Annotated in this window: 11 protein-coding genes; 4 read left to right on the top strand and 7 right to left on the bottom strand. The window is 56.5% G+C overall.

Translation table 11 applies throughout. From position 1 onward, the window contains the following. Positions 1 to 8: 8 nt before the first annotated feature. Complete coding sequence (locus B2952_RS03640; RefSeq protein ID WP_173381889.1) at positions 9 to 515, bottom strand: hypothetical protein; 507 nt, start codon at positions 513 to 515, stop codon at positions 9 to 11. A 148-nt stretch (positions 516 to 663) separates the two neighbouring features. On the opposite strand from B2952_RS03640, the gene B2952_RS03635 reads away from it, so the two are divergent. From B2952_RS03635 to B2952_RS03620, 4 genes are all read left to right on the top strand, one after another. Further along, a complete protein-coding gene (locus B2952_RS03635; RefSeq protein ID WP_173381888.1) occupies positions 664 to 1,218 on the top strand; it encodes a hypothetical protein in 555 nt (184 codons plus the stop codon). Between the two features lie 12 nt (positions 1,219 to 1,230). Continuing rightward, positions 1,231 to 1,800, top strand: coding sequence for a hypothetical protein (locus B2952_RS03630; protein ID WP_290730474.1), 570 nt, complete (start codon positions 1,231 to 1,233; stop codon positions 1,798 to 1,800). Positions 1,801 to 2,003: 203 nt separating this feature from the next. Further along, complete coding sequence (purL, locus tag B2952_RS03625; RefSeq protein WP_290733737.1) at positions 2,004 to 5,879, top strand: phosphoribosylformylglycinamidine synthase; 3,876 nt, start codon at positions 2,004 to 2,006, stop codon at positions 5,877 to 5,879. A 47-nt stretch (positions 5,880 to 5,926) separates the two neighbouring features. Then, positions 5,927 to 6,664 carry an FISUMP domain-containing protein gene (locus B2952_RS03620; RefSeq protein WP_290723964.1) on the top strand — a complete coding sequence of 246 codons (738 nt, stop codon included), beginning with the start codon at positions 5,927 to 5,929 and terminating at the stop codon, positions 6,662 to 6,664. Positions 6,665 to 6,731: 67 nt separating this feature from the next. On the opposite strand, the gene B2952_RS03615 is transcribed toward B2952_RS03620, so the two are convergent. From B2952_RS03615 to B2952_RS03590, 6 genes are read right to left on the bottom strand one after another with little or no spacing between them, the layout of a single operon-like run. Beyond that, positions 6,732 to 8,174 (bottom strand): NADH-quinone oxidoreductase subunit N, encoded by a 1,443-nt coding sequence (locus B2952_RS03615; RefSeq protein ID WP_173382534.1) that lies wholly within the window; start codon positions 8,172 to 8,174, stop codon positions 6,732 to 6,734. A gap of 3 nt (positions 8,175 to 8,177) precedes the next feature. Next, on the bottom strand, positions 8,178 to 9,716 hold the full coding sequence (locus B2952_RS03610; protein WP_290728705.1) for a complex I subunit 4 family protein: 1,539 nt from the start codon (positions 9,714 to 9,716) through the stop codon (positions 8,178 to 8,180). A gap of 7 nt (positions 9,717 to 9,723) precedes the next feature. Then, entirely contained in the window at positions 9,724 to 11,679 is a 1,956-nt protein-coding gene (gene nuoL, locus B2952_RS03605) for an NADH-quinone oxidoreductase subunit L (protein WP_290733742.1), read from the bottom strand. Next, positions 11,672 to 11,977, bottom strand: coding sequence for an NADH-quinone oxidoreductase subunit NuoK (gene nuoK / locus B2952_RS03600; protein WP_173365877.1), 306 nt, complete (start codon positions 11,975 to 11,977; stop codon positions 11,672 to 11,674). Before nuoK ends, nuoL begins: the two co-directional genes overlap by 8 nt. Further along, positions 11,974 to 12,582 carry an NADH-quinone oxidoreductase subunit J gene (locus B2952_RS03595; RefSeq protein WP_290733743.1) on the bottom strand — a complete coding sequence of 203 codons (609 nt, stop codon included), beginning with the start codon at positions 12,580 to 12,582 and terminating at the stop codon, positions 11,974 to 11,976. Before B2952_RS03595 ends, nuoK begins: the two co-directional genes overlap by 4 nt. Further along, entirely contained in the window at positions 12,582 to 13,055 is a 474-nt protein-coding gene (locus B2952_RS03590; protein WP_173365876.1) for a 4Fe-4S binding protein, read from the bottom strand. Before B2952_RS03590 ends, B2952_RS03595 begins: the two co-directional genes overlap by 1 nt. Between the last annotated feature and the right edge of the window lie 13 nt (positions 13,056 to 13,068).

Raw genomic sequence — 13,068 nt, 5'->3', positions numbered from 1 at the left:
CCCGAATCCTATTTTGGGAGATTCTGCACGACTTCGCCCCAGCCCATCTGCACGATGGCTCCGGCCCGGACCAAGTCCCCCTGTTGCTTCTCGTAGGTCTTCAGGAGGGTGTTGTAGTCGCGCGTGTCACGGACCAGCTTTGCCTGCTTGCGAATTTTCTTGTAGAGCATGTCCTGCTTCCACTGTGCGATGTCGGCAAGCCCCTTGCAGCTTTCATCGAGACTTTTGAGATAGGCGGGTACGGCGTCAAGGAAGACTTTTTCGAAAGGCTTGGACTTTTCCTTGGCTTCGATGACGAGGTTCTGTTGCGCGATGATGTTCTTGCGGATTTCGCTCATCAGGCGTACGATGCGCTCGAAGTCCACCTGCGGCCAGATACGGTTGAACGGCCACATCTTTTTCCAGTGGAACTTGAAGATGGATTCGTGGGCGGCGTTCTTTGCCCGGAGGAGTTCCTTCAGGTTTTCAAAAATGATCTGCGACGGCAGTTTTTTTGTTTCGTTGCTTTCTGTCATTCTGGGAAAAATATACAAAAAAGTGCGTTCCTTGCCTTATTTCGCCTTTTGGGGTGCAAATTTTTCTATAAATTTGCTTGCTTTTTTCAAATTAAGTATTATTTTCTTATTAATCATATTAAATCAATTCTAATTCGAAGGATTATCTATGAATAAGCAAAAGTTCAAGATTCTGGCCATTGTCGATGGTGTGCTCATCGTGGCCCTCGTGGTCGTGATGTTCGTGTTCAAGGGTCAGCTCAACGAGCAGGCACAGACAACGGTCAAGGAACAGGTCGGTGCCTACAAGGCGGCCGTGAATACGACACTCCAGGAACAGTGGAAATCGATGGACCAGTACGGCATGGCTTGGAAGCTTGTCTACGCGACTATCGCGGGTGCGAATACCGAGACGGCATTCGATGCCAACGTGAAGAAAATTTTTGAGGATACGGGTGCCCGCGTGAAGCAGCTCTCGTACATGTACACGGCGGCAAGCATTCCGGATAAGGTCCAGAGCGACATCAGCGCGGTCGGCCTTGCCGAACAGTTCCTCCTGAAGGACGAAGGCGGCGTGAAGGAAGTTGCCTGTGGCAAGAACTGCGTCGTCAAGTTTACGTTTGTCAAGGGCAAGCTCAAGGAGAGCGACTACAAGGCCCTCGTCGAATACAATTTTGCTGAAAACTTCACGGTTGCGAAAGCGGCCCCCTACCATTTCGAATAAGGAGAGTATAGGATGAATAGTAAGAACATTGCCATTGTTTTGTCCATCCTGGTTGTCGCTGTCGCGGCGCTGGTCCTTATGCAGAAAGGCAACTATGTAGGCCAGGCGACCGAACACTATAATACGACAACGAAGGCGAACTACGACGCTGCCACTGAAATCTTGAGCCGCGTGAACAATTCTGCCGACGTGAACAAGCTTGTGTGGGCGTTGGCCAGCGAAGCGAAGCAGACGGTGAAGACTTCCCAGGATATGGCGAAGCTCGAAGCCAAGTACTTCCCGACCACGAAGGGTGCCAACAGCATCGCGAACAAGACTCGCCGTTTCGAGGCCACGAGCGCCTACTTCATCATCTCCAGTTTTGACAAGGTCGATGTCGACAAGAAGACTGAACTCAAGACCCTTTCGGGCCTCAATTCTATCGACGTGAGCGCGCTTTACGGTGAATTCGTTGCCGCTCAGGAAGAAGAAGTGGAAGGCGAGGAAGAAGAGGGCGACGAAGCTGTCGAAGAAGCCCCGGCTCCCGCAAAGCCTGCAAAGGCCGACAAGGGCAAGAAAGGCAAGAAGGGTAAAAAACGCTAATCGCTTGACACTTAATAAGATACGGAAAAATGAAACACGACTCTAAAAAGGGTCGTGTTATTTTTTATGGAAGATAATAAAGCGTTGGCCAAGGAAGGGGAGGGTGCAGGGAGGGGACCGTGCGGCCTTCGCAACTCCGAGCTGGGTCCCCTCCCGCATGTTTTTTCTAAATTTACGGCGTAAAATTTAAACCGAGGTTTATAATGCTCATTTTACGTGGTACGCCGGCTCTGTCGGATTTCCGTCTCCAGAAACTTTCTTCCGATTTCAAGGCTGCGGGGCTCTCTGTCGCTTCCGTTTACGCTGAATTCCTGCACGTGGTGGACCTGTCCGCCGAACTTTCCGATGCAGAAACTGAAACGCTCAAGAAGGTGCTGCACTACGGTCCGGCCCGCGAACCCAAGGCTCTCGAAGGCGAACTCTTTGTGGTGTGCCCGCGTCCGGGTACTATTAGCCCGTGGAGCTCGAAGGCTACCGATATCGCTCACATTTGCGGCCTCCCGGCCATCAAGCGCATCGAACGCGCTATTGCATACTATGTAAAGTTTGAAGGTGCAGCACCGGCTGGCGCCCGCGAAAAGATTTCCGCCAAGATTCACGACCGCATGACGCAGGCCGTGTTTGCCGACACCGCATCCCTCGAAGTCTTGTTCAGCAAGGAAGAACCGCGTCCGCTGAATGTGATTCCGGTGCTCGACCAGGGCCGCGACGCCCTCGTGAAGGCCGACAAGGAAATGGGCCTCGCGCTCTCTCCGGATGAAATCGATTACCTGGTGAAGAACTTCACCGAGCTCAAGCGCAACCCGACCGACGTGGAACTCTACATGTTCGCTCAGGCCAACTCGGAACACTGCCGCCACAAGGTGTTCGGTGCCGAATGGACCATCGACGGCGTCAAACAGGACAAGTCCCTGTTCCAGATGATCAAGAACACCTACCAGCTCCACAACTCTAACATCTTCAGCGCCTACAAGGACAACGCCGCCGTGATGAAGGGCGCTGTCGCTGGCCGCTTCTACGCTGACCCGCGCAACAACAAGTACGACTTCCACCACGAAGAAGTCGACATCTTGATGAAGGTCGAAACCCACAACCACCCGACGGCTATTTCTCCGTTCCCGGGTGCCGCTACCGGTAGTGGTGGCGAAATCCGTGACGAAGGTGCCACGGGTAAGGGTTCCAAGCCGAAGGCCGGTCTCACGGGCTTCAGCGTTTCGAACTTGAAACTGCCGGGTGCAGTCCAGCCTTGGGAAAAGGACTTCGGAAGCCCGTCCCGCATTGCGTCGGCCCTCGACATCATGATCGAAGGCCCGCTCGGTGGCGCTGCGTTCAACAACGAATACGGCCGTCCGAACATCCTCGGTTACTTCCGTACTTTCGAACAGGAAGTCGATGCCCAGAACGGCAAGGAAGTCCGCGGTTACCACAAGCCGATTATGTTGGCCGGTGGTCTCGGCAACATCAAGCACCAGCATATCGAGAAGGGCCACATCGACCCGGGTGACCACCTGATTGTGCTCGGCGGTCCGGCAATGCTTATCGGCCTCGGTGGCGGTGCTGCCAGCTCCGTGCAGAACGGTGCCGGTAACGAATCTCTCGACTTTGCCTCCGTGCAGCGCGAAAACCCCGAAATGGAACGCCGCTGCCAGGAAGTCATCGACCGCTGCTGGGCGATGGACGAAGAAAACCCGATTACGTTCATTCACGACGTGGGTGCAGGTGGACTTTCGAACGCCTTCCCGGAACTCGTGAACGATGGCGGCCTCGGCGGTAAGTTTGAACTCCGTAACGTGCCGAACGATGAACCGGGTATGAGCCCGTTCGAAATCTGGAGTAACGAATCCCAGGAACGCTATGTGATTGCAATCGCCGGCGACAAACTCGATGTGTTCGACGCGATTTGTAAGCGTGAACGTTGCCCGTATGCCGTGGTGGGCGAGGCCATCCCCGAAAAGCACTTGACGCTTACCGACAAACACTTCGGCACGACTCCGATTGACATGCCGCTGGGCGTGCTCCTCGGTAAGCCGCCCCGCATGATCCGTAACGAAAAGAGCCAGAAGCGTCCGCTGAACTCCACGGTGGTTCCGGCTGACGTTTCCATTAAGGATGTGGCACACCGCGTGCTTGCAAACCCGACCGTCGCCGACAAGACGTTCCTCATTTCTATCGGTGACCGTAGCGTGACGGGTATGATTTGCCGCGACCAGATGGTTGGTCCGTGGCAGGTGCCTGTCGCCGACTGCGCCGTGACAAGCGCAACGCTCGACTCGTACGAAGGTGAAGTGATGAGTATGGGCGAACGCGCTCCGGTTGCCTTGATTTCTCCGGCTGCCGCTGCCCGCATGACGGTGGCGGAATCCCTCACGAACATGGCTGCCGCTTGCGTACCTGATATGGGTCGCGTGAACTTGTCCGCAAACTGGATGGCCACGCCGAACTACGAAGGCGACGGCGCCGACCTCTACGAAGCCGTGAAGTCTATCGGTATGGAACTCTGTCCGGATCTCGGCATTACGATTCCGGTGGGTAAGGACTCCATGAGCATGAGCACCGTGTGGTCTGACGCTCAGGGTAGCCACCGCGTGACCGCTCCGATTTCGCTCGTTATCAGTGCGTTTGCTCCGTGTGCTGACGTGCGCAAGACGCTCACCCCGCAGCTCTTGCAAGATAAGGATTCTACGCTCGTTCTCGTGGACCTCGCTCGCGGTAAGAACCGCATGGGCGCTTCCATCGCAGCCCAGGTTTACTGCAACCTCGGCGATAAGGCTCCGGATGTCGATAGCGCTAAGGAACTCCGTGCCTTCTTCGAAACCATCCAGAAGCTCAATGCGGCAGGCAAGATTATGGCCTACCACGACAAGAGCGATGGTGGCCTCTACACGACGCTTGCCGAAATGGCGTTCGCCGGCCATGTGGGCGTGACGGTGAAGGCCGAAGCCCTCAAGGGAAACCTCATCGACGCCCTCTTCAACGAAGAACTGGGTGCCGTGCTCCAGGTGAAGAATGCCGACCTTGCGGCTGTGCGCGACGCATTTGCTGCCGCTGGTCTCGGCGATACGGTTTCTGAAATTGCAACGCTCAACGATTCTTACAACTTGGTCATCGGCGACTACGCCGAAGGCCTCTCGGATCTGCGCGCCATCTGGAGCGACACGACCCGCCGCATCGCGGCCCTCCGCGATAACCCGGATTGTGCCGAAAGCGAATACAAGCTCAAGCTGGAACAGGACAATCCGGGTATCACGCCGAAGGTCACCTTCGACGTGGCGGCGGGTGCGAAGGTCGTGAAGGACTACGCAAGCCGCCCGAAGATGGCTATCCTCCGTGAACAGGGCGTGAACGGCGAACTTGAAATGGCTGCCGCCTTCCAGAAGGCCGGCTTCGAATCCATCGACGTTCACATGACTGACATTCTCGAAGGCCGCGTAAGCCTCAAGGACTTCAACGGTCTCGTGGCTTGCGGTGGCTTCAGCTACGGTGACGTTCTCGGTGCTGGCGAAGGCTGGGCGAAGAGCATCCTCTTCAACCCGAAGGCCCGTGCCGAATTCGAAGCTTACTTCAACCGCAAGGACACCTTCACGCTCGGTGTTTGCAACGGCTGCCAGATGGTCTCTAACCTCAAGGACTTGATTCCGGGCGCTAAGCATTGGCCGCGCTTTGTGCAGAACCTCTCCGAACGCTTCGAGGCCCGCTTCTGCACGCTCAAGGTCGAAGACACTCCGGCTGTGCTCCTCAAGGGCATGGCAGGCTCCGTGCTCCCGATTGCGGTCGCACACGGCGAAGGCCGCGCGGAATTCGCTAGCCGCGAAGCCGCCGAAGCCTGCCTGAAGACCGGTCTCGTGGCGCTGCGTTACGTGGACGGCAAGCACGAATACACCGAACGCTACCCGCTGAACCCCAATGGCTCTCCGTTCGGCATCAACGGCCTCTGCTCCGAAGACGGTCGCGCCCTCGTGATGATGCCGCACCCCGAACGCGTGTTCCGTACCTGCCAGTACTCCTGGCACCCGGCGGACTGGGGCGAAGACGGCCCGTGGATGCAGTTGTTCCGCAACGGCCGTATCTTTGTTGGGTAATTCTTCGGGGAAGCATGTCCCGCTTGAAAGCTATAGCCTTTTTTGTCATGCTGTCGGCTTTTGGCGCTTCTGCGTCATTTGACAGCAATGACAATCCGTGGGAAAAATCCCCATTCCAAAAGGCTAGCGATGCGAAAGTTCCGAAAAAGGACAGCGTGGAGAGCGCCGCACCCAAAGCAAGCAAATGGGAACGTTATTTTACGGATAAGCGCGACGGCCGGAAATACGAGATTGCCGTTATCAACAAGAAGGCCTGGATGGCGGAGAACTTGAGGTACCGCAGTCCCGATAGCGAATGTTTCAACGGTGAAGAATTAAACTGCAAGGAAGAAGGCGGTCGCTTCTATACATGGGCGTCTGCGATGGGCGTTGAATCGAAATGCAACATTTCGGAATGCAAATTGTTGGCCAAGCCCTATATTCGTGGTGTCTGTCCCGAAGGCTGGCATATCCCAAGCGATGCCGAATGGAAGGAAATGCTCTATTATGTCAAAAGCAAGGCTGGCTCGCTTGCAACCCGGGCCTTAAAATCGACCTACGGATGGAAAAGGGAAAACGGGACGAACGAATCGCATTTTAATATATATCCGTCGGGTTTCAGGTTCATGAGCGGAAACTTCCTGGATCGCGGGGTGACTGCGAAATTCTGGAGCACCTCGCAGTTGAATGCCAGGTCTGCAAGGAGCTACGTCCTTAGGGAATACTATAGGGACACCTCGTATATGTACCCCGATGAAGAATACAAGGAAAACGAGCTCAATGTCCGCTGTGTCGCGGACGAATAACCGCTACGGAAAAAAACAAACCGCAGAAGGTATAGTCCTGCGGCTGGTGTAATTTGTTGCTGGAATTCTAGAAGCTGAATCCCGCGACGATGTTGTTGCTCAGGAACGGCAGGAATCCGAGCGCTACGACGGCGATGCTGAGTGCCACGATGACTGCGCGTTGACGACGCGTGAGGCGTAGCGGTGTAAGGTGTCCGTCGGGCTCGTCGACCCAGGCGCTCTTGATAAGCTGTATGTAGTAGAACAGAGCGAGAACGTTGTTCAAGACGGCGAAGGCGACCAGCATGTAGTGGCCGGTAGAGGCTCCGCTGTAGAACAGGTGAAATTTGCCGAAGAATCCCGCAAGCGGCGGAATGCCGGCGAGGCTGAACATCGAAATCGCAAGCGAGATGGCGAGGCTCGGGTTCTGCTTCGAAAGACCGCGCAACGAAGCGAAAGTCTCTTCGCGGTGGTGCCCGATGATGCCGAACACGAAGAATGCGAGGTAGTTCGAGACCGCGTAGACGAACAGGTAGTAGATGATGGCCGTTTTTGCCGTGGCGGCAGGGCCGAGGAGGGCGACCATGATGTAGCCCGCCTGTGCAATGGAACTGTAGGCCATGAACCTGCGGAGTCTGCTCTGCTTCAGGGCGCCAAGGTTACCCACGAAGAGCGTGGTGCCGGCTAGGAGCGCAATGAGTGGTGCTATCTGTTCCTGGATGGGGGCGAGGGGGCCGAAAACGAGCACCACGAGGAATGCGATGGCGGTTGCCTTCGAGGTGACGGAAAGGACTGCTGTGACGGGAGTCGGCGCGCCTTCGTAGACGTCCGGGGCCCAGGTGTAGAAGGGGAACAGCGTGAGCTTGAATCCGATTCCGCAGAAGAGGAAGAGTACGGCAACCCAAAGGAGCGGGCTTGTGCCAGATGCCACGGCGGTCTGGATTTCGCTAAAGTGGAGAGAGCCTGCGAAACCGTAGAGGTAGCTGAATCCGAACAGTTCGAAAGCGGTGGCGACGGAACCCATCAGGATATACTTGGTGGCCGCTTCGCTTCCGAGCTGGTCCTTCTTGTTCCAGGCGGTGAGCGCATACATCGGGATGGTCGCGATTTCGAGGCCGAGGAAGAAGGTGAGCATGTCGCATGCCGAAACGACGGTCACGCCGCCGAAGGTCGCGAATGCGATGGCTCCGATGAATTCTGCAATCTGGTGCATCTGCGGTTTGCCGTCGGCTCCGTGCTCGAAGTAGTCCTTTGCAAACCACATGCCGAGAATGGCGCTCACGAGGAGCACCTCGCGCATGAGTACGCCGAAGTCGTCGATACGCCAGTTGCTGATGAAGAACCGGCCTTCGCCGCTAGCAAGCGGGATGAAGTTCAGCAAGATGAAAATGGCGATGAAACCGAAATTTGCGATACGCCAGGGCATCTTGGATTGCGCGTTGCAGAAGAGGCGGCTCCCGATGACGATGAACGGGAAAATCAGCAACAGCAGGTCGGGAATAAGAAAGTGTGACGTTGAAAAATCGAACATGGTTTAACCTCCAATCCCGCCGATGACGGGCTGGGTGGCTGCAGAAATCTTTGCAAATATCGGGGCGATACTCCAGTCGAGCATGTCGGAAATCCAGCCGGGGCAAATGCCGATGAACAGGAGGCATGCGACAAGCACGACGATGACGAGCTTTTCGCGGAAGCATCCGTCGGTGAGACTCTCGTATTTTTGCGGGAGCGGGCCGTGGAGCATGCGGTTAGCCGTCTGCAGGATGTAGACAGCGGTCGTCGTAATGGAGAGGATAGCGAGAATCGTGACGATGCGCGTGAGGGTCGAATCCTGTTGGAAGGCGCCGATGAAGATAGTGCTTTCGGCGATAAACCCGCTGAATCCCGGCAGTCCGAGGCCCGCAAAGCCTGCGAGTACGAAACCGACGCCGAGGAAGGGCATCTTGCGCATGATGCCGCCCATCTGCGTGATGTCGCGGGTGTGCGTGCGTTCGTAGATCATGCCGATGGTCGCGAAGAAGAGGCCCGTGAGGAATCCGTGCGAAATCATCTGGAGGCTGGCGCCGCGCAGGCCGACCGGCGTAAGTGCCGCAAGGCCCAAGAAGATGAGGCCCAGGTGGCTGATGGAACTGTAGGCGGTGATGTACTTGAGATCCTTGTGGCGGAGCGCGATGAAGGGGCCGAGAACCACGTTGAAGATGAGGAGCGCCACCACGTAGGGGAGCCAAATCTTTGCCGCTTCGGGCATGAGGAACATGGCGACGCGGAGACATCCGTAGGCTCCCATCTTCATCATCACGCCGGCGGCGAGCATGGAGACGGCCGTCGGGGCGGCGGAGTGGCCGTCCGGACTCCAGAAGTGGAATGGGAACAGGGAACTCGATACGGCGAATCCCATGAACATGAGCGGGAAGGCCCACATCTGGAATTCCATCGGGAGTGTCACCTTGGAAAGCTCCATGATACTCCAGCTGTTTACGCCGCCTTCGAAGTAGAGTCCGAAGAGGGTCGCGAGAATCATGGAAGATCCGAATGCGAGCGTCAAGGTGAGCTTCTTGCCACCGTAGTCGCGCTTGCCGCTGCCGTAGCAGGCGATCATCAGGTACATGCAGAGCGCTTCCATCTCGTAGAATACGAAGAACAGCACGAGGTCGAAGCTCATGTATACGCCGTAGACACTCGTTGCAAGAATCTGGATGAGCGCGAAGAATACCTTCTGGTTGCCCTTGATCCTGTAGCTTACGAGGACTCCTGCCCATACGATGAACGCGGTGAGCGCGAGCAGCAGCATGTTGAGGCCGTCGGCCCCCACTATATAGTGGGCATTGAACATCGAAAGCCAGGGAATGTCAGTAAAGAACCGAAGCAGGAGCGGTGCCGCGACTTCGTTTGCGGAAACGCTTCCTATGGCGTAGACGCGGAAGGTGAGGTAGCAGACGATGCCGAGAACGAGGGTCGCGGAGGCGGTGTGGATTCCGCGGAGCAACCTTTCGCGAGCCGCCGGAATGGGAATGCAGGCGAGAACCGTGACGAGCGGGATGACCCAGATGAGGTTAAAAAGTATTGTATCCATATTGCACCTACAGGGGAAGCTGGCCGAAGAAACGCCAGAGGAGAACGCCCACAATCAGTGTGCCGAGGTAGAAGGGGAGATAGCCCGCCTGTGCCGTGCGCACAAGGTCGCCCAGCTTGTGGATGAACCAGACAGAAAATGCGAGCAGGCCTTCGATGACGTAATCGTTGAAGGCGCGTGCCACCCGTGCGATGCCGCCGAAAATGAACTGGCGCACGACGGTGTAGTACATCTCGTCGAAATAGAACTTGTGGTAGATGACCTTGTAGATGCCGCTTCGGTTCGTCTCGTCGAGCGCGCGTTCTATTTTCGCCTTCGGACTTGCATAGAGGAACCAGGCGATAAGGAGTGCGATAATGGCGACTGCTACGGCGACAAACGGTATCCACTCCGCATGGGCGAGCTTGAGCATCACGGGAACGTGCAGATTTCCCGGCGTGAAGTACTTTTCGAAGAGTCCCTTGCCGAGGAGACCGCTCAGGAGTGCGGGAACGGCCAATACGACAATGGGGAGCGTCATTGCAAAATCTTCGTGCACATGGCCTGCGCGAACGCCCTCATGGCGCGGTTCTCCGTGGAAGGCGAGGAAGAACAGGCGGAACATGTAGAACGTGGTGAGACCGCTCGTAAGGAGGGCGAGCGCAAATACCGCATAATGTTGGCCCTGGAAGGCGGCAAGGATGATTTCGTCCTTCGAGAAGAAACCGGAGAACGGCGGAATTCCCGAAATCGCGAGCACGGAAATGAGGGTGCAGATGTAGGTGACTGGCATCTTCTTGCGGAGTCCACCCATCGCATCGAGGTCGTTCGTATGCACCTGGTGGATGAGGCTGCCCGCGATAAGGAACAGGCTGCACTTGAAGAAGGCGTGCGTGAAGATGTGGAAGGTCGATGCCGTCCAGCCCGTGGTGAACACGGCCTGGCCGATCTTGCATGCTCCGAGAGCGAACATCATGTAGCCGAGCTGCGATAGCGTGGAGTAGGCGAGGATTCGCTTGATATCCTTTTGCGTGCAGGCTATGACGGCGGCAAACACCATCGTGAAGGCGCCTACCCACATGATGAGCGTGAGTGAATCCCCGCATGCAGCGAAGAACGGGAAGAGTCGGGCGACCAGGTATACGCCCGCGACTACCATCGTTGCGCTGTGGATGATGGAAGAGACGGGTGTCGGGCCTTCCATCGCGTTCGGGAGCCAGATGTGCATCGGGAACATGGCCGACTTGCCCCAGCCGCCGGTAAAGATGAGGATTGAACCGAGGACGAGCGCGCTTGCCTGCGACATCTCGATGAGCCCGAGGTTGATTGTTCCCGAGCGGAAGTCGGAGAGTGAAAGGGAGTTGATGGTCGAGAAATCGAAACTCCCGATTACGTAGCTTACGAGCACGATGCCGAGCAGGAAGAAGCTGTCGGCAAATCGCGTGAGGATGAACGCCTGCTTGGAGGCGCTTACCGCGGAGGGCTTGTGGTACCAGAAACCGATGAGCAGGTAGCTGGAAACGCCCACGAGCTCCCAGAAGATGAACATCTGGAAGAGGTTGGTCGCAACGACGAGCCCGAGCATGCTGAAGCTGAACAGCGAAAGCAGGGCGAAGAATCTGCCCATCGCGCGGTCCTCTCGCATGTAGCCCAGACTGTAGATGTTCACCATGAAGCTGATGAACGTGACGACCACGAGCATCATCACCGAGAGCGGATCCACAAGCATCCCGATTTTTGCGACGAGGTCGCCTGCGAACGGGAGGAAGTTGAACTCGAAGAGCGTTGCCTTCTGCGGGGCGTATGTCGAGGTGAAGTAGTGGATGGCGACCGTGATGGCCGATGCCGCGGCAATGCCGTTGCATGCGATGGCGAATGCGGCCGCGGCCTTCGCGTTTCGGTTGCCGAGGAAAAGCCCGTTTACGACAAATGTCAGAAGCGGGAGTAGGAAAATGAGGTAGGAGAGGGTGATGTCGTTAATCATGGAGGTCCCTCAACTGGTCGGCGTCAAGGCTCTTGTGGCGACGGTACATGGTGACGATGATAGCAAGCGCGATTGCCATTTCGCAGGCCGTCACGGCGATGACGAAAATGCTGAAGAGCGCACCAGCCGTTGCGTCGTGCGCGGTAAAGTAGGCAAAACTGATAAAGTTGATGTTTGCTGCGTTCAGCATGAGCTCGATGGAAATGAGCATGCCGATGAGGTGACGCCTGCGCATGAGGCCCCAGACTCCGATACCGAACAGCAGGAAGGCAAGAATCAGGCAGTTCATCAAGTTCATTGTTGCACCGCCTTTTCTTTTTCGACTTCGTCCTTGCTCTTGCGTGCGACAGTGATGGCGCAGATGAGCGTCATTAGAAGAAGGATGCTCACCACCTCGAACGGGATAATGAATCCGTCGGGTCCGTAACCGAGAAGCCTCATCGCGATGGGTTCAAGCCCGGAGTAGTTTTCCGGGGAACTGACGGCGCCGCTTGCAAGTTCGGGCGTCGGCAAGATGCACTTGACCATCACGAGTACAAAAGCGATGGAAAGCGCGAATGCGGCAAATACGCGCGGGATTTTTGTGGCGAAGGCGTCTTCGCCCAAGTGGCTTGTCAACAGGATGGTGAACACCACGAAGATGACGACACCACCCACGTAGACCATCACCTGCGCAAGTGCGATGAATTCCGCATGCAAGAGCAGGTAGAGGATGGCTGTCGCGACAAAGCTGAAAATCAGGAACACGGCGCTCTGCAGAATATTCTTCACGGCGACGGTGCAGATGGCGGTAAAGAGCATTACGGCTGCGACCACGTAGAACGCGATGTCCATGCCTCCCATGGGGAAGGCTAGCGGAAGGTCCGGCAACTGCAGGCCGGGCAAATTCAGGTTCGGGAACATTAGCCTTGTCCCTCCTTCTTGTTCAAGATCATTTCGAGAGTATTCGGGTCCGTCGTTGCGACCTCGAAATCCTGGTTCATTCGGATGGCGCCGAACGGACAGGCTTCGACGCAGAGCCCGCACTGGGTGCAGCTCGCGAAGTGGTACACGTAGCGGCCCAGCACCTTCTTGCCCGCGATATTCTTGGTCGAGAGCACGTTGATGGATGCGTTCGGGCAGGCGCGTTCGCACATGCCGCAGGCGGTACAATGGTTGTTCCCGTCTGCATCCTCGATCATTTCGAGGCGTCCGCGGTAGCGCGGATGCATCCGAAGAGTCTTCCTGTTCTCGGGGTACTGTTCGGTGACGATGCGCCTCGGGTCGAAGAAATACTTGAGCGAAACGGAAAGCCCGCACATGAGGCTCCACGGCCCCGTGATGCAACGCTTGAAGTAGCGCTTGAAATATTGTAGTAAGGTAATATTCTCTTGCATAGCAAACTCCCGC

This window comes from Fibrobacter sp. UBA7003, assembly GCA_002449765.1.
Lineage (GTDB): Bacteria > Fibrobacterota > Fibrobacteria > Fibrobacterales > Fibrobacteraceae > Fibrobacter.
The sequence above is the reverse complement of the archived record's forward strand: the minus strand, read 5'-3'. Positions and strand labels throughout refer to the sequence as shown.

Excerpts from the sequence above, each read along its gene's own strand:
- purL (WP_290733737.1), top strand. The coding sequence starts at position 2,004 with ATGCTCATTTTACGTGGTACGCCGGCTCTGTCGGATTTCCGTCTCCAG.
- B2952_RS03630 (WP_290730474.1), top strand. The coding sequence starts at position 1,231 with ATGAATAGTAAGAACATTGCCATTGTTTTGTCCATCCTGGTTGTCGCT.
- B2952_RS03620 (WP_290723964.1), top strand. The coding sequence starts at position 5,927 with ATGCTGTCGGCTTTTGGCGCTTCTGCGTCATTTGACAGCAATGACAAT.
- B2952_RS03595 (WP_290733743.1), bottom strand. The coding sequence starts at position 12,582 with ATGTTCCCGAACCTGAATTTGCCCGGCCTGCAGTTGCCGGACCTTCCG.
- B2952_RS03590 (WP_173365876.1), bottom strand. The coding sequence starts at position 13,055 with ATGCAAGAGAATATTACCTTACTACAATATTTCAAGCGCTACTTCAAG.
- B2952_RS03640 (WP_173381889.1), bottom strand. The coding sequence starts at position 515 with ATGACAGAAAGCAACGAAACAAAAAAACTGCCGTCGCAGATCATTTTT.
- B2952_RS03615 (WP_173382534.1), bottom strand. The coding sequence starts at position 8,174 with ATGTTCGATTTTTCAACGTCACACTTTCTTATTCCCGACCTGCTGTTG.
- B2952_RS03610 (WP_290728705.1), bottom strand. The coding sequence starts at position 9,716 with ATGGATACAATACTTTTTAACCTCATCTGGGTCATCCCGCTCGTCACG.
- B2952_RS03635 (WP_173381888.1), top strand. The coding sequence starts at position 664 with ATGAATAAGCAAAAGTTCAAGATTCTGGCCATTGTCGATGGTGTGCTC.
- nuoL (WP_290733742.1), bottom strand. The coding sequence starts at position 11,679 with ATGATTAACGACATCACCCTCTCCTACCTCATTTTCCTACTCCCGCTT.
- nuoK (WP_173365877.1), bottom strand. The coding sequence starts at position 11,977 with ATGAACTTGATGAACTGCCTGATTCTTGCCTTCCTGCTGTTCGGTATC.